At 67.6% G+C, this 22,973-nt stretch carries 23 protein-coding genes; 7 read left to right on the top strand and 16 right to left on the bottom strand.

Annotated elements, in window-relative coordinates:
* Window positions 1-78: 78 nt before the first annotated feature.
* The 5 genes from AB0L70_RS32265 to AB0L70_RS32245 form a co-directional block, all read right to left on the bottom strand.
* The gene (locus tag AB0L70_RS32265; protein ID WP_363690557.1) at window positions 79-963 is read right to left on the bottom strand and encodes a carbohydrate ABC transporter permease; all 885 of its coding nucleotides are present in this window, start codon (window positions 961-963) and stop codon (window positions 79-81) included.
* Complete coding sequence (locus AB0L70_RS32260; protein ID WP_363690556.1) at window positions 963-1,919, bottom strand: sugar ABC transporter permease; 957 nt, start codon at window positions 1,917-1,919, stop codon at window positions 963-965. The genes AB0L70_RS32265 and AB0L70_RS32260 overlap by 1 nt, the downstream gene beginning before the upstream one ends.
* The gene (locus AB0L70_RS32255; protein ID WP_363690555.1) at window positions 1,916-3,199 is read right to left on the bottom strand and encodes a sugar ABC transporter substrate-binding protein; all 1,284 of its coding nucleotides are present in this window, start codon (window positions 3,197-3,199) and stop codon (window positions 1,916-1,918) included. The genes AB0L70_RS32260 and AB0L70_RS32255 overlap by 4 nt, the downstream gene beginning before the upstream one ends.
* 303 nt (window positions 3,200-3,502) lie before the next feature.
* Window positions 3,503-5,635, bottom strand: coding sequence for a 3-hydroxyacyl-CoA dehydrogenase NAD-binding domain-containing protein (locus AB0L70_RS32250; RefSeq protein WP_363690554.1), 2,133 nt, complete (start codon window positions 5,633-5,635; stop codon window positions 3,503-3,505).
* The gene (locus AB0L70_RS32245) at window positions 5,632-6,852 is read right to left on the bottom strand and encodes an acetyl-CoA C-acetyltransferase (RefSeq protein WP_363690553.1); all 1,221 of its coding nucleotides are present in this window, start codon (window positions 6,850-6,852) and stop codon (window positions 5,632-5,634) included. The genes AB0L70_RS32250 and AB0L70_RS32245 overlap by 4 nt, the downstream gene beginning before the upstream one ends.
* A gap of 85 nt (window positions 6,853-6,937) precedes the next feature.
* On the opposite strand from AB0L70_RS32245, the gene AB0L70_RS32240 reads away from it, so the two are divergent.
* On the top strand, window positions 6,938-7,672 hold the full coding sequence (locus AB0L70_RS32240) for a MerR family transcriptional regulator (protein ID WP_363690552.1): 735 nt from the start codon (window positions 6,938-6,940) through the stop codon (window positions 7,670-7,672).
* Here AB0L70_RS32240 and AB0L70_RS32235 read toward each other — a convergent pair whose 3' ends face one another.
* From AB0L70_RS32235 to AB0L70_RS32225, 3 genes are read right to left on the bottom strand one after another with little or no spacing between them, the layout of a single operon-like run.
* Window positions 7,673-7,939 (bottom strand): DUF6510 family protein, encoded by a 267-nt coding sequence (locus tag AB0L70_RS32235; RefSeq protein WP_363690551.1) that lies wholly within the window; start codon window positions 7,937-7,939, stop codon window positions 7,673-7,675. It abuts the gene before it with no gap.
* Window positions 7,936-8,688, bottom strand: coding sequence for a ferredoxin reductase (locus AB0L70_RS32230; RefSeq protein ID WP_363690550.1), 753 nt, complete (start codon window positions 8,686-8,688; stop codon window positions 7,936-7,938). The genes AB0L70_RS32235 and AB0L70_RS32230 overlap by 4 nt, the downstream gene beginning before the upstream one ends.
* Window positions 8,658-9,254 (bottom strand): sulfite oxidase-like oxidoreductase, encoded by a 597-nt coding sequence (locus AB0L70_RS32225; RefSeq protein WP_363690549.1) that lies wholly within the window; start codon window positions 9,252-9,254, stop codon window positions 8,658-8,660. The genes AB0L70_RS32230 and AB0L70_RS32225 overlap by 31 nt, the downstream gene beginning before the upstream one ends.
* Window positions 9,255-9,451: 197 nt before the next feature.
* On the opposite strand from AB0L70_RS32225, the gene AB0L70_RS32220 reads away from it, so the two are divergent.
* A complete protein-coding gene (locus AB0L70_RS32220) occupies window positions 9,452-10,204 on the top strand; it encodes a GAF and ANTAR domain-containing protein (RefSeq protein ID WP_363690548.1) in 753 nt (250 codons plus the stop codon).
* Window positions 10,205-10,224: 20 nt separating this feature from the next.
* Window positions 10,225-10,929 carry a GAF and ANTAR domain-containing protein gene (locus tag AB0L70_RS32215; RefSeq protein WP_363690547.1) on the top strand — a complete coding sequence of 235 codons (705 nt, stop codon included), beginning with the start codon at window positions 10,225-10,227 and terminating at the stop codon, window positions 10,927-10,929.
* 278 nt (window positions 10,930-11,207) lie between these two features.
* On the opposite strand, the gene AB0L70_RS32210 is transcribed toward AB0L70_RS32215, so the two are convergent.
* The 8 genes from AB0L70_RS32210 to AB0L70_RS32175 are packed head-to-tail and all read right to left on the bottom strand — an operon-like array spanning window position 11,208 to window position 19,221.
* Window positions 11,208-12,350, bottom strand: coding sequence for an acyl-CoA dehydrogenase family protein (locus AB0L70_RS32210; protein WP_363690546.1), 1,143 nt, complete (start codon window positions 12,348-12,350; stop codon window positions 11,208-11,210).
* Window positions 12,351-12,361: 11 nt separating this feature from the next.
* Window positions 12,362-13,489: a CaiB/BaiF CoA-transferase family protein gene (locus AB0L70_RS32205; protein WP_363690545.1), complete on the bottom strand. Its 1,128-nt coding sequence runs from the start codon at window positions 13,487-13,489 to the stop codon at window positions 12,362-12,364.
* Window positions 13,490-13,523: 34 nt separating this feature from the next.
* Window positions 13,524-13,913: a DUF4345 family protein gene (locus AB0L70_RS32200; RefSeq protein WP_363690544.1), complete on the bottom strand. Its 390-nt coding sequence runs from the start codon at window positions 13,911-13,913 to the stop codon at window positions 13,524-13,526.
* Window positions 13,910-14,653: an NAD(P)H-binding protein gene (locus tag AB0L70_RS32195; RefSeq protein WP_363690543.1), complete on the bottom strand. Its 744-nt coding sequence runs from the start codon at window positions 14,651-14,653 to the stop codon at window positions 13,910-13,912. The genes AB0L70_RS32200 and AB0L70_RS32195 overlap by 4 nt, the downstream gene beginning before the upstream one ends.
* Window positions 14,654-14,675: 22 nt before the next feature.
* On the bottom strand, window positions 14,676-15,584 hold the full coding sequence (gene sigJ, locus AB0L70_RS32190; RefSeq protein ID WP_363690542.1) for an RNA polymerase sigma factor SigJ: 909 nt from the start codon (window positions 15,582-15,584) through the stop codon (window positions 14,676-14,678).
* A gap of 4 nt (window positions 15,585-15,588) precedes the next feature.
* Complete coding sequence (locus AB0L70_RS32185; protein ID WP_363690541.1) at window positions 15,589-16,146, bottom strand: DinB family protein; 558 nt, start codon at window positions 16,144-16,146, stop codon at window positions 15,589-15,591.
* A 22-nt stretch (window positions 16,147-16,168) separates the two neighbouring features.
* On the bottom strand, window positions 16,169-17,629 hold the full coding sequence (locus AB0L70_RS32180; protein ID WP_363690540.1) for a cobyric acid synthase: 1,461 nt from the start codon (window positions 17,627-17,629) through the stop codon (window positions 16,169-16,171).
* Entirely contained in the window at window positions 17,614-19,221 is a 1,608-nt protein-coding gene (locus AB0L70_RS32175) for an MFS transporter (protein ID WP_363690539.1), read from the bottom strand. The genes AB0L70_RS32180 and AB0L70_RS32175 overlap by 16 nt, the downstream gene beginning before the upstream one ends.
* A 127-nt stretch (window positions 19,222-19,348) precedes the next feature.
* Here AB0L70_RS32175 and AB0L70_RS32170 point away from each other — a divergent pair, with 127 nt between their 5' ends.
* The 4 genes from AB0L70_RS32170 to AB0L70_RS32155 all read left to right on the top strand — a co-directional run bounded on the left by AB0L70_RS32170 (window position 19,349) and on the right by AB0L70_RS32155 (window position 22,930).
* Window positions 19,349-19,657 carry a GNAT family N-acetyltransferase gene (locus AB0L70_RS32170; RefSeq protein WP_363690538.1) on the top strand — a complete coding sequence of 103 codons (309 nt, stop codon included), beginning with the start codon at window positions 19,349-19,351 and terminating at the stop codon, window positions 19,655-19,657.
* Window positions 19,654-20,184: a YbaK/EbsC family protein gene (locus AB0L70_RS32165; protein ID WP_363690537.1), complete on the top strand. Its 531-nt coding sequence runs from the start codon at window positions 19,654-19,656 to the stop codon at window positions 20,182-20,184. Before AB0L70_RS32170 ends, AB0L70_RS32165 begins: the two co-directional genes overlap by 4 nt.
* Before the next feature lie 10 nt (window positions 20,185-20,194).
* Complete coding sequence (locus tag AB0L70_RS32160; protein ID WP_363690536.1) at window positions 20,195-21,757, top strand: LuxR C-terminal-related transcriptional regulator; 1,563 nt, start codon at window positions 20,195-20,197, stop codon at window positions 21,755-21,757.
* A gap of 78 nt (window positions 21,758-21,835) precedes the next feature.
* Complete coding sequence (locus AB0L70_RS32155; RefSeq protein ID WP_363690535.1) at window positions 21,836-22,930, top strand: NAD(P)-binding domain-containing protein; 1,095 nt, start codon at window positions 21,836-21,838, stop codon at window positions 22,928-22,930.
* Window positions 22,931-22,973 lie beyond the last annotated feature (43 nt).

Here is a 22,973-nt window from a genome sequence, read left to right as displayed (position 1 = left end):
TGCCGACGGCCGATCCGCACACGCCGTACGCCGGGGGTTGGCGGCGGGGGGCCTGGTGGACTCCCCGCCGCCGGCCTGTTAGTCCTTGATGCCGGACTGGGTTACGCCTTGGATCAGGTAGCGCTGGAGGAAGGCGAAGATGAGGACCAACGGGAAGATCGAGACGGCAACCGCCATGAAGAGTTCATGGATGTTGATGGTCTGGGCGGTCACGAACGTGGACATCGCGACCTGCACCGTCCACGACGACGGATCCTGACCGATCACCAGCGGCCACAGGAACGAGTTCCAGTTGCCGATGAACGTGATCGCCGCCAGCGCCGCGAAGAACGGCAGCGAGTTCGGTACGACGATCCGCCAGAAGACCCCGAAGTACCCGGCCCCGTCCACCCGCGCGGCCTCCTCCAGTTCCTTGGGGAACCCGAGGAAGTACTGCCGGAACAGGAACGCCGCGAACCCACTGAACAACGTGGGAATGATCAGACCCCGCAACGACGACACCCACCCCAGCGACGACACCACGATGAAGCTGGGAATGAACGTGACCGCACCCGGGATCATCAGCGTCGCGACGATCGAGTAGAAGATCTTGTCCGCATGCCGATAAGGGATCCGGGCCAGCCCGTACCCCGCCATCGATGCCAACAGCAACTGTCCGGCCGTGCCCAGGATCCCCACCACGGCGGAGTTGTACAGCGCCCGCGCCATCGGCACCTGGGTGTCCTTGAACAGCTCGGAGATGTTCCCCCACTGCAGATGCGCCGGGAACAGGGTCCAGTCCGGAGCCGTGATGTCGCCCTCGGTGGACAGCGCGTTACGCAGGATCAGGTAGAACGGCAGCAGGAACAGCACCACCGCGATGAACAGCGCGATCCAGCGCAGCACCAGGCCGACCCGCCCGAGCGGGCTACGGCTGAACCCGATCGGCTGGGGTGTTCCCGTCGTACGCTCGGCGACGGCCATCAGTCACCTGCCTTTCCGAAGCCGAAGAGCCGGCTCTGCAGCAGCGTCACGATCATGATGATGACTGCCAGGATGAGTGCACCCGCCGAACCATGGCCGAGGTCCTGGATCGACCCCAGCGAGATCCCGTACAGGTAGACCAGCGGCGGCCGCGCGTAGTTCACGTTGCCGACCAGGTTGTAGAACTCGTCGAACGCCTGGTACGCCGCGATCAGGTTCAGGATCAGTACGGCGACCGACGTCGCCCGCAACTGCGGCAACGTGATGTACCGGAACACCTGCCAGCCGGGCTTCGCCCCGTCCACGTACGCCGCCTCGTACAGCGTCGGCGAGATCCGTTGCAGACCGGCGATGAACAAGATCATGTAGAACCCGAGCTGCAGCCACAGCCGCACCGTGACGATCGGGAGCCAGTACCACGGCGGATCGACGGTCGAGAGCCACGCGATCCCGTCGACACCGAACCACCCCAGCACCGTGTTCGCCAGGCCGAACCGGACGCCGTTGAAGATCGACAGCCGCCAGACCAGCGACGCGACCACGTACGAGCACGCGGTCGGCAGGAAGAACACCGACCGGAAGAACGCGCGTGCGATCTTCACCTGGTTGACCAGCAACGCCAGTACCAGCGACAGCGCGAACGTCAGCGGCACGATGAACACCGCGAAGATCGTGAACGTGCCGAGGCTGCTCAGGAAGTTGTGGTCCTTGAGCATGTCGACGTAGTTCTGCAGCCCGACGAACTTCGACGGTGTCGCGGTGTTGTAGGCCTCGAAGAAGCTGAGGACCAGGCTCCAGATGATCGGCAGGTACGAGAAGACCAGCAGACCGATGACGAACGGACCGACGAACACCCAGAACCACAGGGCGTTTCCGGCGATCCCCTTCTGCCGCCGCGAACCCCGCCGCTCACCAGTGATGGCGGGGTCCTTGGCGGTTTTGACCGAAGCGCTCATCCGAACAACCGGGACAGTTCGGCGTTGACGGTCTTCTCGGCCTTACTGATTTCGGCGGCGGGGTCGGCTCCCTTCTTGATGACGTTGGTGAGCATGTCGCCGAACGCCGTACCCATCTTCGGAGTCCAGGCCGGGTTGTCGGTGTGGCCGTAGTCCGCGGTCAGCTTGACCGTGTCGGCCGCCACGCCGCTCTGCAGCTTGGCCGCCTTCGCCGCCAGGCTCTTGCGCGGCGGGATGTGGAAGCCGTAGTTGAGGCACCAGTCCTCCTGGAAGTCCTCCTTCTCCAGCCACAGCCACTTCACGAACTTCTTGGCCGCGTCCACGTTCGCGCTCTTCGCCGAGATGAACTGGGTCCAGCCGCCGGAGTACACGGCCGGCTTGCTCTGCGCGTCCAGCGCCGGGAAGGCGAACACACCGAGGTCGTCGCCGAGCGCCTTCTGCATGCCAGGCACGGCCCACATACCGATCCACTGCATCGCGGCCAGGCCCTGGTTGATCGCGCCCGGGTCGGTCCAGTCGGTCGGCGAGCCGAGCAGCACGCTCTTGCTCGCGTAGAGCTCGTGCAGCTTGCCGAACGCCTGCGCCGCACGCCCGTCGGTGAAGCCCGGCTTGTGATCGTCGGTCAGGTACTGGCCACCGGAGGCCCACAGTGCCGGTCCGCCGAGCGCCAGGCCGCCGTCGTTGCCGACGAAGATGCCCTTCACCTTGTTCGTGGTGAGTTCCTTGGCGGCGGAGATCAGGTCGTCGATCGTCTCCGGTGGCTTGATCCCGGCCTTGTCCAGCAGGGACTTGCGGTAGTAGATCACCTGCGGGTCCACGATCATCCGGATGCCGTAGATCTTGCCGTCGACGGTGTTCGTGGCCAGGTCGCCCGGCTGGAAGTCATCCTTGACGTCGGCAAGGATGTCGTCGAGCGCGACCACCTGGTTGCTCTTCACCATGCCGATGTTGAGCTGGCTCTCGAAGACGTCGGGTCCCTTGTTGGACAGCAGTCCGGAGGACAGCTTGGTCCCGTAGTCACCCGGGGTCCACTGCACGGCGACGTTCGCGTCCGTGTAGGCCTTGGCGTACTTCGTCGCGGCTTGCTGCGTCCCGGTTTCGCCGTACTGGTGATACCACTGGGACAGATTGACCTTTGCGCCGCCGCCGCCGTCATTCGTGGCCGGCCGGCCGGTATTTCCGCCGCAGGCCGCGGTGAACGCGGCGAGCGCGGCCAATCCACCGGTCCGCTTGAGCAGATCGCGCCGGGTCAGACCGGCGTTCGGAACATGAGCAGGCATGAATTCCACCCTCCCGAAGAGCAACGCCGCAGGGGTACGACGCCAGGTTCCGAGTTACTTAACGAAGTTAAGCATCTCCGATTTCGCACACAGTACAACTAGTTCCAACACTGCAACAGCCTTTACCGCCACGCGTTTCCGCAACGGACCCTGCCACATCGGAAGACCAGACTCAGGCCAGCGTCAGGTCAATCGTTGTAGAAGTGCCAGCACCATGACGCAAAAGCGCGCCCGATGCAAGACCGGACGCGCTCTTCTCTGTTCGAATGTGTGGACTTTGCTTGAGTCGATACCGGTCCGTGATCAGGCGAAGATCTCGCCGGCCGCTGCCTTGCGAACCAGTAACGCCGGCGGGTCGAACCGCGCGCCGTACGACGCGGCGAGTGCACGGGACCGCTCGACGAACGCGGAAAGCCCGTAGGCGTTGACGTATTGCAGCGCGCCGCCGTGCAGCGGCGGGAAACCGATACCGAAGATCGAGCCGATGTTGGCATCGGCAACGGAGCGTAGTACCCCTTCGTCCAGGCATTTCACGGTTTCGAGCGACATCGCGAAGATCATCCGCTCCTGCAGATCGATCAGTGGTACGTCGCTGTCACGCGCGAAGTGCTCCCACAGTCCTGGCCACAAACGCTTCGGCCCGTCCGCCGGGTACTCGTAGAAGCCCGCACCCGCAGCCTTCCCGCGCCGGTCGAACTCGTTGACAAGCCGGTCCGCGACCGCCATTCCCGGATGGTCGTCGAACGCACCCGCACTGTCACCGGCAGCCCGCGCCGCGTCGCGGATCTTCTGCGGCAGCGTGAGCGTGACCTCGTCCAGCATCGCCAACGGCGGCGCCGGGAAGCCGGTCTGCGTCGCGGCCCGCTCGATCGTGACCGGATCGATGCCCTCGGCGACCATCGCCGCACCCTCCATCACCAGCGTGCCGAACACACGTGAGGTGAAGAAGCCACGACTGTCGTTGACCACGATCGGGGTCTTCTTGATCTGCCGGACCACGTCGTACGCCTTGGCGATCGCGCGGTCCGAGGTCTTCTCCCCCACGATCAGCTCGACCAGCGGCATCCGGTCGACCGGCGAGAAGAAGTGCATGCCGATGAAGTCGTGCGGCCTATCGATCCCGTCGGCCAGCGAGGTGATCGGGAGGGTCGACGTGTTCGAGCACAGCAACGCGTCCGGCTCCACCACGCCCGCGATCTCCGCGAACACCTTCTGCTTGAGCTCCTCGCTCTCGAACACCGCCTCGATCACCAGGTCGCACCCGGCCAGCTCGTTCGGGTCCGCGGTCGGCGTGATCCGGCTGAGGAGGGCCTCCACCTCAGCGGCATCAAGACGGCCCTTCTGCACCTGCTTGGCCAGCAGCTTCTCCGAATACGACTTGCCCTTCGCAGCGGCCTCGAGCGAGACGTCCTTGAGCACCACCTCGATGCCCACCTTCGCGCACACATAGGCGATGCCCGCGCCCATCATGCCCGCACCGAGGACACCGACCTTGTGGGCTCGATAGGCAGGCACGTCGGATGGCCGCGAAGCGCCGCCGTTGATCGCCTGCAGGTCGAAGAAGAACGCCTGGATCATGTTCTTGGCGATCTGCCCGGTCGCCAGCGACACGAAGTACCGCGACTCGATCCGCGAGGCAGTGGCGAAGTCGACCTGGCTGCCCTCGACCGCCGCGCTCATGATCGCCCGCGGCGCCGGGTACGGCGCACCCTTCAGCTGCTTGCGCAGGTTCGCCGGGAAGGCCGGCAGGAACGCGGCCAGCTTCGGCGAGGCCGGCGTACCACCGGGGATCTTGTACCCGTCCCGATCCCACGGCTGCTTCGCGTCTCCGTCGTACGCCGCGATCCACCGGTAGGCCGCGTCGAGCAGCTCGTTGGCCGGCACCACCTCATCCACGATCCCGACCGACTGAGCGTGTGCAGGCTTCATCCGCTGACCCTGCAGCAGCACCTTCATCAGCGCGTCCTGCAGACCCAGCATCCGCACGGTCCGCGTCACCCCGCCACCGCCGGGCAGCAGGCCGAGCGTCACCTCGGGTACGCCGAGCTCGATCCGGTTGTCGTCCGCGACGATCCGGTGGTGACACGCGAGCGCGATCTCCAGCCCACCGCCGAGCGCCGACCCGTTGATCGCGGCAACGACCGGTACACCGAGCGTCTCCAGCACCCGGAGCTGCCGCTTGACCTCCTCGACGGTCTCGAAGACCTGGGCCGCGTCCGACGGCTGGAGCTGCGACAGCATCTGCAGGTTCCCACCCGCGAAGAAGGTCGACTTCGCACTGGTGATCACCACGCCCTTCAGGCCCGATGCGGTCTGCAGACGCTCGATCGTGGCCGCCATCGCGGCGAGGTACGTCTCGTTCATCGTGTTCGCCGACGCGTCCGGGTCGTCCATCGTCAGCGTGACGATGCCGTCAGCCAGGTCCCAGGAGATCATGCCGCAAGCCTCTCGATGATCGTCGCGACGCCCATCCCGCCGCCGACGCACAGGGTGGCCAGTCCGTACCGGAGCTCGCGTCGCTCCAGTTCGTCCAGCAGGGTTCCGATCAGCATCGCGCCGGTCGCGCCGAGTGGGTGACCGAGCGCGATCGCGCCGCCGTTCACGTTCACCTTCTCGTGCGGTGCGCCGAGGTCCTTCATGAAGTGCAGGACGGCGGCCGCGAACGCCTCGTTCATCTCGAACAGGTCGATGTCGCCGACCTCGAGACCGGCCTTGGCCAGCGCCTTCCGGGCGGCCGGTGCCGGGCCGGTCAGCATGATCGTCGGGTCGGCGCCGCTGACCGCGGTCGCGACCACCCGGCCACGGGGCGCCTGACCGAGCGCCTCGCCCGCCTTCTCGTTGCCGACAGCAACCAGCGCGGCGCCGTCGACGATGCCGGAGGAGTTGCCGGCGTGATGCACGTGCTCGATCCGCTCAACGGTCAGGTACTTCTCCAGCGCCACCGCGTCGAACCCACCGTGCTCGCCGATCGCCGCGAACGACGCGGGCAGTCCGGCCAGCGTCTCGACCGTCGTCCCCGGCCGGACGAGCTGGTCGTGGTCGAGGATCCGCAGCCCGTTGCGATCCTCGACCGGTACGACGGAACGGGTGAAGTACCCGTTCGCCCACGCCTTCGCAGCGCGTGCGTGCGACTCGGCGGCGTACGCGTCGACGTCGGTCCGGGAGAACCCGTCGAGCGTCGCGATCAGGTCCGCACTGATGCCCTGGGGGATGAAGTTCGTCTGCAGCGCCGTCTCGGGGTCCATCGCCCACGCGCCGCCGTCGGAGGCCATCGGTACGCGCGACATCGACTCGACCCCGCCCGCGAGGATGAAGTCCTCCCAGCCGGACCGGATCCGCTGCGCCGCCTGGTTCACCGCCTCTAGACCGGACGCGCAGAACCGGTTGAGCTGCACGCCGCCGGTCGTCTCCGGATAACCGGCCGCGAGGACGGCGGTCCGGGCGATGTCCATGCCCTGATCGCCGATCGGCGTGACCACCCCGAGGACGACATCGTCGATGACGGCCGGATCGAGGTCGGGGTGCCGGTTCCGCAGTTCGTGCAGGAGGCCGGTGATCAGCTGGATCGGCTTGACCTCGTACAGCGCCCCGGTCGGTTTGCCCTTACCACGCGGCGTGCGGATCGCGTCGTACAGGAAGGCTTCGTTACTCATGATGATCCCGTCGGTCGGTCGTCCCCACTGATTGTGACAGTCGCACTGTCACGATGGTCAAGCGGGGATCGTTATGATCTCCGCCATGTCTGAAGTCGCGGGGGAAGCGACCCTCACAGTCGACGAGTTGTCGGCCCGGGTCGGGATGACGGTGCGCACATTGCGCTTCTATGCCGGGCGAGGGCTGATCCCGCCTCCGATCCGGCGCGGCCGGGTCGGGTACTACGGGCCCGAGCACATCGCCCGGCTCGATCTCGTGCGCGAACTTCAGGCCCACGGCTTCACGTTGTCCGCGATCGAGGGCTACCTCGAGCGCATCCCGCCGAACGCGAGCCCGCAGGACATCGCACTGCACCGCACTCTGCTCACCCCGTGGATGCGGGACCTTCCCGAGACCCTCGATCGATCAACCCTGGTACGCCGTACCGGCCGCGAGCTCACCGATGACGACATCGAGATGCTGGTCGCGCTCGGCGTGGTCGAGCCGACGCCGGACGACGACGTGTTCCAGGTTGCGACCGCTCATCTGAGTCTCGGGGTCGAACTGCTCGACCTGGATCTACCCGTTGAGGCGGTGCTCGACGCCGGCCGGATCTTCACCGAACACGGCCGGGCGATCGCCGAGGAACTCACCGAGGTGTTCCGCACCAAGGTGTGGCCGCACTACCGGGATTCGGGCGGACCGCCGGAGCACATCCAGCAACTCGTCGAGCGGTTCAAGCCCGTGACGATCCAGGGCCTCGTGCTCGCGTACGAACGCGCCGTCGGCGAGACCCAGCGCGACACCATCCGGCGGACCCAGAACAAACAGCGTCGCTGATCAGCTGCTGGAAACCCGGAGGTAGGTCAGCCCACGGAGGTCGAGATAGGTGTCCTCGCCGGTGGTCACGACCCGGAGCAGCACGCCCTCGCAGCCGACGCAGCGAGCGACCATGCCCGGGGCGTCGACGTACACGCGGGACTCCGCGAACACACCGACGTGGCCGCATCCCGCGCACCGCGTGATGGCTGCGGTGATGTCGACGGCGAAGAGCTCGCTGAGAGCACCCGCGGCCGCGTTTCCGTCGAGGTAGGTAGCTTCTGTCATCGCGGGCCTCCTGTGGGTCCGAACCGCTCTGTTCTCACCCGGGCCGGGTCGTGCCCGGCTTCGACCAGCAGATCCGCCACCGTCTCCACGAACGGCGTCGGCCCACAGACGTACGTCGTCGGCGCGTCCTCCGGCCGGAACGCGTGCTCCTCGATCAGCTGGGCATCGATCCGCCCCACCCGCGGCTCCCCCTCCGGCGCCTCGCGCGTGTAGACGAGTCGTACGTCGACGTCGTCCGACGCGGCCAGCTCCTTCAGGTCGTCCACGTAGATCACCGACGTAGGACGCCGTACCGAATAGAGCAGCCGGACCGGCGTGGTGCTCGTCGCGGCGCTGTGCGCGCGCAGCATCGCCCGCAATGGGACGATGCCCGATCCCCCGCCGATCAGCTGGATCGGCCCTTCCTGCTCGGGCTTCCAGACGAACCAGCCGCCGACCGGTCCGCGGATCTCCAACGGGTCGCCCACCTTCAGTACGTCGACCAGGTACGGCGAGACCTCGCCGTCGGGCACCTGCTCGACGGTGAGCTCGATCGAGCCGCCGGTCCACGCCGACGCGACCGAGTACGAGCGGGAGGCCCGGTAGCCGTCTTCCGCGGTCAACCGGACATCGAGGTGCTGCCCGGCCAGGTGCCCGGGCCACTCCGGTACGTCGAGCACCAGCGTCCGCGAGGTCGCCGTCTCACGCCGTACGTCGGCGACCGTGGCGGTCTGCCAGGTCAGTCGCCGGCGTATCGCTGTTCTTTCCATGGGTCTCCGTACTCGTGGTAGCCGGCGGTCTCCCAGAAGCCGAGGTCCTCGGTGTCGGACAGGACCAGTCCGCGGACCCACTTGGCGCTCTTCCAGAAGTACAGGTGCGGCACGAGCAGCCGGGCCGGGCCGCCGTGTTCGGGGTCCAGCGGCTCACCGTCGTACTCGTAGGCGATCCAGGCCTGGCCGTCGAGCAGGTCGTCCAGCGGCAGGTTGGTCGTGTATCCGCCGTAGCTGTGGACCATCGCGAAGTCGGCGCCGGTCTCGACGTCAGCCAGCAGGGTGTCGAGCGAGACGCCCTTCCACTCCGTTTCCAGCTTCGTCCACCGGGTCACACAGTGAATATCTTTGGTTATCGTTTCAGCCGGCAAGGCGAGCAACGCGGCCCAGTCCCACTTGACCAGGTCGTTGGTCTCGGTGGTGACCGTGAATTCCCAGTGCTCGGTCTGGATGTGCGGCGTCGGACCGGCCGACAGGACCGGAAAGTCCCGGGTCAGATACTGCCCCGGCGGAAGATCCGAACCACTCCGGCGACGGCCGGTGAAACCCGGCGACACGATGTTCATGCCGACCTCCTCTGCTCCTGGGGGAAGTCAACCACGCCCGCGCCGGATGTCCATCGTCGGCCGGGAAGAAATTGGCGTACGGTCGAGTGAGAATTCGATGAGCGGGGTACAGGCGCGTGGTAGTGCACGGATGTCCGTCGGTCGAGCCGCTAGGGTGGACCATCCGCCCGTCGGCGGCCCGACTGTGGACGGACTGGGTGGATCACAACCGCGGAGCCAAAGTGTGGTCGGCGATCGATGCCGTCGCCAGGAGCAACGGCGAACCGCCGTCCCTGCGGTACGCCGTGATCGCCTGTGCAGAGGCCATGGACGCGATCGGCGGCGCGTTGTCGATGCGTCGCGACGGCCGGGAGTTCGAACCATTGCTGGCAACCGATCCCGATGTGGGTGAACTGGAAGAACTGCAGGCCACTCTTGGCGAGGGGCCGAGCGGCGATGTCCTCGCGACGGGTACGCCGGTCCTGCGGGCCGACCTCTCCGACGTCGACTCAGGGCGGCGGTGGCCGTCGTTCGCGCCGGCCGCGACCGAGTTGGGTGTGCGCGGACTGTTCGCGTTCCCGGTCGGCGCCGGTGCCGCGCGGCTCGGCGTCCTGACCGTGTACCGGCGCCAGACCGGGTACCTTCAACCGGATCAGATCCAGGACGCGTTGATCTACGCCGATGCACTGTTCGTCCTCGCCCTGGACGCTCGGCGCGGGCTCAGTTCGGATTTGCACGAGGTGATCGACGCCGCGTTCTCCGCCCGGCGGGCGGAGGTGCACCAAGCGGCCGGAGTGATCGCTTCCCAGCAACGGATCAACGTCGCCGATGGACTGGCCCGGTTGCGTGCCTACGCCTACAGCCGGGGGCGACCGTTGCACGAGGTCGCCGCCGATGTGATGGCCGGCCGGGTGGTCCTGGACAGCGGCCTCGATGGCGTTCCGAGAGATTTCGAGCAGGAGGAAGACTGATGAGCGCATCTGATCGGAGGGTGAGAGAGGTATTGATCGAACTTGCCGACACCCTGGTCGAGGATTTCGACATCATCGATTTCCTGGACCGGCTGGCCGACCACTGCAGTGAGCTCCTGGGCGTTTCGGCCTGCGGGATCCTGGTCGTCGACCATCACGGGGTGCTGAACATGGTGGCGGCTTCCAGCGAGCAGGCACGGCTGGTCGAGCTGGTCCAGCTGCAGAACTCCGAAGGTCCCTGTCTGGAGGCGCTGACCACCGGACGCCCGGTGCAGCATCCCGATCTGCGTGAGGGCAACTCGCGCTGGCCACGGTTCGCCACCGCGGCCGTCGACGCCGGGTACCTCTCGGTGCAGGCATTGCCGATGCGGCTGCGCGACACCGTCCTCGGAGCCGTGAATCTGTTCGGCAGCACGGTCGGCCCGCTCGACGACGACACGATCGCGCTCGGGCAGGCGCTGGCCGACACCGCGACCATCGGCATCGTGCACCAGCGCGCGATGGCCCGGCACGAGGTCGTCACCGAGCAGCTGCAGACCGCGCTGAACAGCCGGATCCTGATCGAGCAGGCGAAGGGATTCCTCAGCCACAGCCTCGGCCTCGGTGTCGACGAGGCGTTCGCCGTGCTGCGCTCGTACGCCCGCGGCAACAACCGCCGCTTGACCGACGTTGCCGAGGACATCGTCGAGGATCGGCTCACCATCCCTGATCCCAGGTCGGCCTGACCCGGGTCGGGACGACGAGAGCTGGCGCCCTCCCCTGGTAGGTGACTAGGCTGTGCGAGCCTGTCCAGGCATGCCCCAGCCCCCGGCGTCGTTGTCTCGCGGCCCCTAGGAGGGGTTGGAGCCGGCGAAACGACTCAGCGTCGGACGCACCACCGGATCGCTGATGGTTCAGGCGCAGGAGTCCACCGCGCCGCGCCACCCCGCAGGCGCGGCTGCGGTGGACTTCCGGCAACAAGATGCCCGGGGCAACCACACCCCCCGCAATCACAGGCCCGCAGTCACAGGCCCATCGTGCGGCCGATGATTTCCTTCATGATTTCGGTGGTGCCGCCGTAGATGGTCTGGATGCGCGTGTCCAGGTAGGCCTTGGCGATCGGGTACTCGGTCATGAAGCCGTAGCCGCCGTGCAACTGCAGGCAGCGGTCGACCACCTTCTGCTGGAGTTCGGTGGTCCACCACTTCGCCATCGCGGCCTCGGCCACGGTCAGCGTGCCGGCGTTCAGTTCCTCGATGCAGCGATCGACGAAGACGCGGGCGATCTGGGTCTCGGTCGCGAGCTCGGCCAGGACAAAGCGGCTGTTCTGGAACGAGCCGATCGGTCGGCCGAAAGCCTTGCGTTCCTTGACATAGCGCAGGGTTTCGTCGAGAACGGTCTCGCAGGCAGCGGCCGCGACCACGGCGATGGTGAGACGTTCCTGTGGGAGTTTCTCCATCAAGTAGGTGAAGCCCTTGCCCTCGGCACCGAGCAGGTTCGCGGCCGGGACCCGGACGTCGTCGAAGAACAGTTCGGCCGTGTCCTGTGCTTTCAGGCCGATCTTGTCCAGATTGCGGCCGCGCTCGAACCCCGGCATCCCCCGTTCGACCACCAGCAACGAGATGCCCTGGGCACCGGCCTCGGGATCGGTCTTGGCAACGACGATGACGAAGTCGGCCAGGATTCCATTGGAGATGAATGTCTTCTGGCCGTTCAGGACATAGTGGTCGCCGTCCCGCCGGGCTGTGGTCTGGATGCCCTGCAGATCGCTGCCGGCACCAGGCTCGGTCATCGCGATCGCCGTGATCGTCTCCCCCGAGCAGAATCGCGGTAGCCAGCGCGCCTTCTGTTCCTCGGTCGCATAGTCGAGCAGGTACGCCGAATTGATGTCGGTGTGGATCGTGAAGCCGACACCGCTCGCGCGCGCTTTGGTCAGTTCCTCGATCAGCACGGTGTTGAACCGGAAGTCGCGCACCCCGCCACCGCCGTACTGCTCCGGCATCATGAAACCGAGCAGACCGGCCGCGCCGGCCGCTGTCCAGAGCTCCCGCGGGACGATGCCGGCCTCCTCCCAGCCTGCGTGGTGCGGCACGATCTCCTTGTCGCAGAACGCACGGACGGACTCTCGGAAGGCTTCGTGATCGGCATCGAAGAGGTGTCGTTCCACGGGCGGTCCTCTCAGTTCTCAGTCTGGATGGCTGCGCCGGTCTCGAGCAGGTGATCGAGGTCGGTGATCCCCCAGTCGGCCAGGGCTTCGCGGGTGTGCTGCCCCGGCCGGGCGGGCGGTCGTTCGAGCGTGGTCGGCGTACGGTCGAAGCGTGGGGCGGGGGCGGCCTGGCGGACACCGTCGTGGTCCACAAAGATGCCTCGGGCAACGAGATGTGGGTGGTCGGCGGCCATCGGGAGAACCGGGGTGACGCAGGCGTCAGTGCCGTCGAACAGTTCGGTCCACTCCGCCTGGGTGCGCTCGCGGAACGTTTCAGTGAATGTCTTCCGCAGCGCCGGCCAGTTCGCCGGATCATTGCGGTCCGGGACGGTGATGCCGAGCTTCTCGATCAGCTCGGCGTAGAACTGCGGCTCCAACGCACCGACCGCGACATGCTTGCCGTCGGCCGTCTCGTACACGTCGTAGAACGGCGCGCCGGTGTCCAGCAGGTTCGTTCCCCGCTCCTGCCGCCACGCGCCGGCCGCGAGTGCACCGAGCAGCATCGTGGTCAGGTGCGCGGAACCGTCGACGATCGCGGCGTCGACCACCTGGCCGCGACCACTGCGCTGAGCTTCGTGCAAGGCCGCGAGTACGCCGACCACCAGGTACAGCGAGCCGCCCGCGAAGTCACCAAGCAGATTGGCCGGAACCTGCGGCGGTCCACCGGCCCGCCCGACCAGATGCAGTGCCCCGGTCAACGCCAGGTAGTCGATGTCGTGACCGGCCGTCTGCGCGAGCGGTCCGTCCTGACCCCAACCGGTCATCCGGCCGTAGACGAGCCTGGGGTTGATCAGGTGACAGTCGTCCGGACCGAGGCCCAGCCGCTCGGCAACGCCCGGCCGGAACCCCTCGACGAGTACCTCGGCCTGGGCCACCAGGCGTCGTACGACGTCGACCGCCGCGGGCTGCTTGAGGTCCAGGGCCACGCTCCGGCGGCCACGGTTGACCAGGTCGAGCTCCGGTGGACCCATCGACGGGCCACCGCCGGGGCGGTCGATCCGGAGTACGTCCGCGCCGAGCTCGGCGAGCAGCATGCAGGCGAACGGAGCCGGGCCGACCCCGGCCAGCTCGACCACCTTCACGCCTTCCAGAGGACCCATGCGGCCTATTGTGACAGTTCTACTGTCACGGTCGTCAAGTGACCTTACGGATACCGGCCAAGGCGGAGAGCGGGACCAGGGCACTCAGCGCGAGCACGACGGCCAGGCCGATCGACAGCCCAGGCTCGTCGCCCTCCAGATGGCCGAGGTGGAAGAAGAGGTGCGGACCGGCGTACGCGAGGTAGGCCACGAGCGCGACCGCGGTCAGATAGCGGTCGAACCGGATCGCGGCGGCGGCGAGAACCAAGCCGAGCCCGAGGGACGCGCCGCCGAAGTCGCGGAAGAGATGATCGCTGTACGGCGGAGTCCAGTTGACCGTCGGCACATGGTCGTAGAACGTCTTCGGAACGATCGTGAGCCAGAGGCCGAGGATGATCTCGTACGCGGCGAAGACCACCAGGACGGTGCGGACATAAGTTCTCATGCGGCCAGGTACTCCTCGAAGGTGATGGTTCCGTACGCCGGTCCGTCCACGAGCGCACCGCCGTCTGCGAAGGCCCGGAAGGCCTTGCCGGGAACGCGCAGCGGGATCACCCAGCGGCGCGACCACACCCGGGCGAGCTCGGGGACGGGACGGCGTTCAGGTCCGCCGATGTCAGGAACACGACCGTTGACCGGAGGCTGGTCGACCAACTCGGTCAGGCGTACGGCGACATCCTCGACGGCGATCGGCTGCAGGGTGATGTCCGGAGCGAGTAGGGCCGGGAGGAACCGTTCAGTCCGGAAGATCCGGTCGAGCAGGTTGTGGAACTGGGTCGCGCGCAGGATCGTGTGCGGCCGGCCGGAGTCCACGACGAGCCGCTCGACCGCGAGTTTGTGCCGGTAGTAGCCCATCGGGATGCGGTCGATTCCTACGATCGACATCAGCACGAGGTGCGTTGTCTGCGGGAGGACGGCGAGCAGGTTCTGCGCCTGCTGGATGTCGCGCCGGCCGAGGCTGGTGGCCAGGTGCACGACCGTGTCCACGCCGTCGACCGCGGCCGCGAGACCCGCACCGGACGTCAGATCACCGATCACCCGGACAGGCCCGGTGAGTTGGCCGGATGCACGGGCCTCGGCAGGGTTTCGGCTGAGCACGCGGACCTGATGGCCGGTCGCGACGAGGTGGGTGACCGTCGGGCGGCCGAGGGTGCCGGTGCCGCCGGTGACGAGGATGGAGGTCATCTTGGCTGGTGTCCTTTCAGGTTCACCAGTCCAGATCCGGTAGCCCTTCGATTCGTGACAGCTGGGTCGCGGCGAAGGCGAGCTTGTCCGGGTTCAGCACGAACCGCAGGTCGGTCACACCGTCCGGACCGAGGTCGATGAAGCAGACCGCGACCACCCCATCGGGGCCGACGGCAACGAGTGCGGGGCTCCCGTTCGCCTCGGCCAGGCGTGCCTCGATCCCGGCGCCGAAGTGTTCGAGGGTGCCGATCAAGTAGCGCGCGACCCGCTCGCGGCCGACGAGGACCTTCCGGGCCGCGATCACCTTGCCGCCGCCGTCGGCCGTCGACATCACATCCGCGGCGAGCAATTGCTCCAGTTCCTCGATCTCACCCAGGCGAGCCGCCGCGAGGAATCGCTCGACCAGATTCCGCCAGCCGGCCCGGTCGACGGGCCGATCCCGCCGCGGCTCGGCGGCGATCCGCTTTCCCGCCCGCGACCCGAGCTGACGGGCATTGGCCTCGGTCGTCCCGATCAGCTCGGCCACGTCGCGGTAGCTGTAGCCAAAGGCTTCATGCAGTACGTACGCCGCCCGCTCGGCCGGTGTGAGCCGTTCGAGCAGGAGCAGCAGGGCGAACGACACGGACTCCCGCTCTGCGACGACTTCCAACGGACCGAGCGCCTCGAACTCGGCCCGCCCGGTGAGCACCGGCTCGGGCAACCACTCCCCCACATACGTCTCTCGCCGTACGCGGGCCGACGTCAGTTGTTTCAGGGCGAGGTTCGTGACGACCTTGGCCAGGTAGGCGTCCGCGTCGCGAACCTTCGACCGGTCGACCTCCTGCCAGCGCAGCCAGGCGTCCTGCACGATCTCCTCGGCGTCGGTCGCCGTACCCAGCATCCGGTAGGCGATCCCGAACAGCCGTCCCCGCAGGCGCTCGAAGTCATCCACACCCTCAGTCTGGCAGGAACGTGTCCGCGGCCTGCTGGATCTTCCCGTAGAACTCGCTCCGGTCGGCGTCGTCGAGGGCGTCAGCGCCGCCCTGCCCGTCGATCAGCTCCCGGACGATGTCCGCGTGACCGGCGTGGTGGGCGGTCTCGTCGACGACCCGGACCAGCAGCGCACCGAACGTCGTACTCCGCCCGCCCTCGGGCCAGTGCGGAACCTCGGCCGGCGTGTCGAGAGGCAGCTCGGCGATGGACACATCGCTGTGAGCACAGGCCTCGAGGTAGAGACCGGTCAGGTACTCGGTGCTCTCGGTCGGCAACGCCCACATGTCGGCACCGTCCCAGACCGAACCGTCCGCTTCCCACGGCAGCGGCTCTGCCGGTGGCCGGCCCACGCTCGTGCCGAGGTAGACGTACTCGATGCCGACCAGATGCTTGACCAGGCCGAGCAGGTTCGTCCCCGACGGGATCAGTGGGCGGCGGCGATCGTACTCACTCAGTCCCTCGAGTTTGGCGAGCAGGAGCGCACGAGTCTGTTGGAGGTACTGCTGCAGTTCGTCCTTCACACCGACGACGCTAGCCGAGCGGTCAGACAGTTTCTGGCGCACCAGGTGGGACGAACGGGCGGGACGGCGGACCCGAGGTGATCAGGTCGAGCAGCGCGGCGGTATCGGCGTACTCGTCGATCGTGTCGGCCAGCCGGTCCAGCCGGGCTTCACGAAGGCCGGCGAACGAGACGGTCCCGTCCGGAGCCGGCTTTCCGGTCAGACCCGCGATCTCGGTCAGGAAGGCGTGCCGGGTCGCGTCGTCGTCGAGCAGACCGTGCCAGATCGTCCCCCAGGTGTTCCCGGCGCGGCAGCCACCGGGGAACGGCGTCGCGTCGCCGGTGACCTCGACGACACCGTGGTGGATCTCGTACGCCGTCGGCGCCGGCCGGGCCAGCGTCTTCTCGACCCGGAAGGTGGTTGCAACAGGCAACAACCCGAGTCCTTCATGCTCGCCCCCGCCCTCGACACCCTGCGGATCGGCGATCGAGTCGCCGAGGGCCTGGTAACCACCGCAGATGCCGAGCACCGGCCGACCAGCTGCAACGCGCGCTTTCACCGCGTCCGCCAGGCCGTGCGTCCGCAGCCACTCCAGATCCGCGACCGTGGCGCGTGATCCGGGCAGGACCACGAGATCCGCGTCCCGGACTTCGGCCGGGCTGGTGGTGAAGAAGACGCTGTTGGTCGGCTCGACCGCGAGCGCGTCGAGGTCGGTGAAGTTGCTGATCCGCGGGAACCGCACCACCGCCACCGTGAGCAGGTCGGTCGGCGAAGTTCGCCGTACCGGGATGTCCAGGGCGTCCTCGGAGTCCAGCCAGAGCTCGGGCAGCCACGGGAGTACACCGTACGTCGGACGGCCGGTGACCGCGGTGAGGATATCGATCCCGGGCTGCAGGAGGGACACGTCACCGCGGAATTTGTTAACCAGGAAGCCGCTCAGCAGCGACTGATCGGCGGCGTCGAGCAGCGCGACCGTGCCGAACATCGACGCGAACACTCCGCCACGATCGATGTCCCCGACCACGACCACCGGCGCCTGGATGTGCTGCGCGAGGCCCATGTTCACGTAGTCGGACCGCCGCAGGTTGATCTCGGTCGGACTGCCCGCGCCCTCGCTGATCACCACGTCGTACCTCGACGCGAGATCGTCGTACGCCGCGAAGGCTGCCTTGGCGAGCTCGGCACGCTCGGTGAGGAAGCCGCGGGCCGACAGTTCACCCCACGGCTCCCCCATCAGCACGACGTGACTGCGACGGTCACTGCCCGGTTTCAGCAGCACCGGGTTCATCGCGGCCTCGGGCTCGGCACCGGCCGCGACGGCCTGGATCCACTGCGCGCGGCCGATCTCGGCGCCGTCGGCACAGACCATCGAGTTGTTCGACATGTTCTGAGCCTTGTACGGCGCCACCCGGACACCCTGACGCGCCAGCCAGCGGCACAGCCCGGTGACGACCGTCGTCTTACCCGCGTCGGACGTCGTACCGGCGATCAGGAGTGAGCCCACGCAGTGATCTTAGGGTTCGTCGGTGGGGTTCCCTGGTCCGCCTCCGGTTTGACCGGCGTGATGCGGCGCCCCTGCGCGTCGGTACTGGGCAGCCGCGGCCTGGCACCCTGGGCCCGGGTCGAGCCGGCGGACTCGCGGGCCGACAGCGGCTTGGCGATGTTCTCCAGCGACTGACCTTCCGCGTCGACGCCGAAGAACCAGGCGATCGCGCCACCGGCCAGCATGATTGCGGCGCCGATGATGTACCCGACGGTCAGCGGACCACGGGCCGGGTTGTCGCCCTCGCCGATCAGCGAGGCGAACAGGAACGGCGCGACCACACCACCGGTCAGCTGCGAGATCGCGAAGAAGAACGAGATCGCCTGACCACGCAGCTCGATCGGGAAGATCTCACTCACCGTCAGGTACGCCGACGACGCACCGGCCGAGGCGAAGAAGAACACCACGCACCACAGCCCGGTCAACGAGGCGGCATTCAGCGAGCCGGCGTTGAACAGCAACGCGGTGATGAACAGCACGACGGCCGAGATCGAATACGTGCCGAGGATCATCTTGCGTCGGCCGATGGTGTCGAAGAAGTGCCCGAGCAGCAGCGGTCCGGCCAGGTTGCCGATCGCGAACGGGAAGAAGTACAGCGCGATGCTGGAGTCGTTCAGCCCGAAATATGCCTTCAGGACGAGTGCGTAGGTGAAGAAGATCGCGTTGTAGAGGAAGGCCTGCGTGACCATCATCGAGAAGCCGAGGAACGACCGGCTGCGGTAGTCGCGCAACATCACCCGGGCGATCTCGCGGTACGTCACCGGCGGGTAGTCGACCAGGGCGATCGCCTCGTCGTCGCTGACCTCGCGCAGTTCGCCGCCTTGGCGCCGTACCGTCTCCTCGATCTCGTCGACGGTGCGCTCGGCTTCCTCGACCCGGCCGTGCGTCATCAGCCAGCGCGGGCTCTCCGGGATGTGCCGGCGCAGGTAGATGATGATCAGACCCATCACCGGGCCGATCAGGAAGCAGAGCCGCCAGCCCCACTCGATCGGGATGATGTTCTCGTTCAGGAACACCAGGCCGACGGCCGAACCGATCAGCGCGCCACCCCAATAGGTGCCGTTGACCCCGATGTCGACGCGGCCACGGTAGCGGGACGGGATCAGCTCGTCGATCGCGGAGTTGATCGCCGCATATTCACCGCCGATGCCCATCCCGGCGATGAACCGGAAGACCAGCAACGAGTAGATGTCCCAGGACAGGCCGGCGAGACCGGAGGCGATCAGGTAGACCAGCAACGTGACGATGAACAGGCTGCGTCGGCCCAGCCGGTCGGTCAGGCGGCCGAACACCAGCGCGCCGACCACCTCACCAGCCAGGTAGATCGACGCCATCAGGCCGACCTGGGAGGTGCTCAGGGCCAGCGTCTCGGCCTCTTTGAGCACGTTCCCGACCAGTGAGACCAGCTGGATCTCCAGACCGTCGAGGATCCAGGAGACGCCGAGACCGACGACGATCATCCAGTGGAACCGGGTCCAGGGCAGCCGGTCCATCCGGGCCGGCACCAGACTGGGTATGGCCTTACCTTCGTCCAACGCGTGTTCCGAGCTCATCCGTGCTCCTCCCGCCGCCGGCGTCCTCTCGGCGTGTTCTGCCGAACACACCCTTGGATCCCGTATCCGCGAGTCACGAACCGCAAACCCTCGGTCAGCCGGGGCGGCAGGTGGCTAGAGTTGCGGCATGGAGACCGAGATCAACGTGGTCGACGCCAAGGACCGCAGCCGGTACGAGGCGCTCGACGCCGACGGCACCCTGATGGGCTTTGTCGACTACAAGCTGCACCCGGGCGTGATCGCCTTCCTGCACGCCGAGACCCTGCCGGAGTTCCGCGGCCACGGCGTCGCCGGCCGGATCGCGTCCAAGTCGCTCGACGACGCCCGCGCACTCGGGCTTCGGGTCAAGCCCGCCTGCCCGTTCTACCGGGACTACCTCGAGCAGCACACCGAGTACGCCGACCTCGTCAAGCGACCGGCGGAGGAGAACCAGTGACCGCACCTGTCCTCGGCAAACTGGAGTGGAAGCCGGCTGCCGACGTACCCGAACTGCTGGCCGAGCCGACCCGCGCGGCCGTCGGCGACATCCCGGCGTACGCCGCCGCGATCGACGCCGAGCTGGCCGACACCGCGGCCTTCTGCGCGGAGTACGACGTACCGATGGCCGCGTCGGCGAACTGCGTCATCGTGCTCGGCAAGCGGGCCGGGGAGGCGACGTACGCCGCTGTCCTGGTGCTCGCCACCGACCGCGCCGACGTCAACGGCGTGATCCGCAAGCACCTCGGCGTCCGGAAGATCTCGTTCGCCGCGCAGGACGACGCGGTCAGCACGACCGGCATGGAGTACGGCGGGATCACGCCGATCGGACTGCCCGCGGACTGGCCGGTCCTGGTCGACTCCGCCGTGATCGCGGCCGGGCCGGTGGTGATCGGCAGCGGGATCCGCGGCTCCAAGATCCTGCTCGACGGCGCCGAGCTGGCGAAGTTGCCAACAGCAACCGTGCTGGACCTGTCGATCGGCTGATCGGCCGACGATGGAACAGCGGGACTGGCCTGCCGAGTACGCGACGCTGACCGCCGCGGACCGGCAGGCCCCGCTCGACCCCGCTGACCTCGACCGGCTGGCCGTCGCCGCCTTCGTCCTCGGTCACGACGACGAGGTCACGGCGCTGCGCGAGCGTGCGCACGAGGAACACCTGGCCCGAGGTGATGTGGTGCGCGCGATCCGGAGTGGGTTCTGGCTCGGGTTCCATCTGCAGAAACAAGGTGAGCTCGCCCGGGCCGCGGGCTGGCAGACGCGGATCGGCCGGCTCGTACCCGCTGACAATCCTGAGCTGACCGGCCTGATCGCGATAGCCGATGCGGCCCTGCTGATGAACTCCGGCGACGCAGCCGCGGCACTACCGGCGTTCGAACAGCACAGCGCATCGGCGACCGAACCGGACACGATGGTCTTGGTTGCACTTGGTCGCGGCAGTTGCCTGGCGATGCTGGGGCGCGGGCCTGAGGCCGTGCAGGCCTTGGACGAGGCGATGGTGCACGTGACCGCCAGCCGCGTCGGTCCCGAGGTCGCCGGAATGGCCTATTGCTCGGTGATCGCGCTGTGTCTGGACCTGTACGACATCCGTCGCGCACAGGAGTGGACGCAAGCCCTCACCGGCTGGTGCGACGAGCAGTCGGGCCTCGTGCCGTACCGCGGTGCTTGCTTGGTGCATCGCGCACAGATCCTGCAGTTGCGCGGGGCTTGGACCGAGGCCGCCGGAGCAGCCGAGGACGCGTGCCGTCGGCTGTCGGCGGGCACGGTCGGCTCGGCGTGGTACCGGCTGGGCGAGGTGGAGCGGCGGCGCGGTCACTACGAAGCAGCAGAACGCGCCTATCAGACAGCGGCCCGGGACGGCATGGACGTACAGCCCGGTCTGGCCCTGCTGCGCGCGGCGCAAGGCAACCCGGATGCCGGGATCGCGGGAGTCGAACGGGCACTGGCCGAGGATCCGTTCTCGCCGAATCGTCCGATGCTGCTGGCCGCCCGGGTCGAGCTCGCCATCACCTGCGAGGACCGCGAGAGCGCCCGCAAAGCGTCCGCCGAGCTGAGCGAGTTGGCTCGAACCGATGCGCCGTACCTGCAGGCGCTGGCGGCGTACTCCGAGGGAGCGGCACGCATTGCCTGCGGCGATCCGCAAGGGGCGATCCCGTCGTTGCGGCGGGCTTGGACGTTGTGGCAGCGGCTCGAGATGCCGTACGAAGGAGCGCAGACCCGTCTCCTCGTCGGACAGGCCTGCCGGGCGCTCGGCGACGTCGATGCCGAGCAGATGGAGCTCGACGGCGCGCGCGTGGTGTTCGAACGCCTAGGTGCCGTGCAGGAACTGACCGCGCTGGACCAGCTGGCCCGTCCGTTCGACGGCACCGGGCTGACTCCCCGGGAGCTGGAAGTCCTGCGGGTGCTCGCGACCGGCGCGACGAACCGCGGGATCGCCGACCAGCTCTTCCTCAGCGAGCGGACCGTCGCACGGCACGTCAGCAACATCTTCGCCAAGCTGCGCGTCTCGAGCCGATCCGCCGCGACCGCGTGGGCGTACCAGCACAAGCTGACTGGGTAGAAATGACCAGTTCGGCCTGAACCGAAGTGGCGTGCTTGGTCGATGCGCCACGATCCTGCGCCGCCCTACCGTGAGGCCATGGACAGGGTTGGGGTTGTGGTGATCGGCGCCGGTCAGGCCGGGCTCGCGATGGGTTACTACCTGCGCAAGGCAGGCATGGACTTCGTCATTCTCACCGCGGACGATCGCGTCGGTGACTGCTGGCGGAAGCGGTACGACTCGTTGCGGCTCTTCAGCCGGCCGCGGTACGCGAGTCTGCCCGGACTGCGGATCCGGACGCGCGATTGCCCGACCCGCGACGAGATGGCCGACTACCTCGAGCAGTACGCCGCCCACCACGAGCTGCCTGTGCGGACCGGCGTACGCGTGACTCGGCTGTCGCGAAACGACGAGGGGTTCGTGATCGAGACCAGTGTCGGCGACTGGCGGGCCGATCAGGTGGTCGTTGCGGCCGGCATGCATGCGACGGCACGGCGGCCGGCGTTCGCCGACGAGCTCGATCCGTCGATCAAGCAGCTGCATTCGATGGAGTACCGCAACCCCGAGCAGTTCGCGGCCGGCGACGTACTCGTGGTCGGCGCCGCCAACTCCGGCACGGACGTCGCCCTCGAAGCAGTCAAGTCGCATCGCACTCTGCTGTCCGGCCGGCACCCGGGTCAGGTGCCGGTCGACATCGACTCCGCGAGTGGGCGGATCCTCACCCCGGTGGTCATGTTCCTGTTCAAGTACGTCTTCACCCGCAGTACGCCGATCGGCCGCAAGATGATCGCGAACGCCGAGGAGCGCGGGCTCCCACTCACCCGCAACAAGCTGGCCCATCTCGACGCGGCCGGCATCGAAAGAGTCGGCCGGATCGAGAGCGTGGTCGATGGTCGGCCGGTGACGACGGAAGGCGCCGTACTGCGGGATGTCTCGACGGTGATCTGGTGCACGGGTTCCGGTCCGGACCACGGCTGGATCGACCTGCCGGTGTTCAATGGTGGCCGGCCGCGGCACGATCGCGGCGTTGCCACAGACATACCCGGACTGATGTTTCTCGGCCTGGACTTCCAGTACGCGATCGCATCCGCCAGTATCCAAGGTGTGGATCGCGACGCCCGCCATCTGGTCCGGCGGATGCGCGATCACACTCGGCGGAGCGGCGAGCGGAAGGTCGCCGTGGACAGGCGGTAGCATCGCGGGCTGAAATGGGTGAGTGGACGAGTGCCGGGGTGAC

Source organism: Kribbella sp. NPDC051952 (assembly GCF_040680855.1).
GTDB lineage: Bacteria > Actinomycetota > Actinomycetes > Propionibacteriales > Kribbellaceae > Kribbella.
This window is presented reverse-complemented; position numbering and strand designations above follow the sequence as displayed.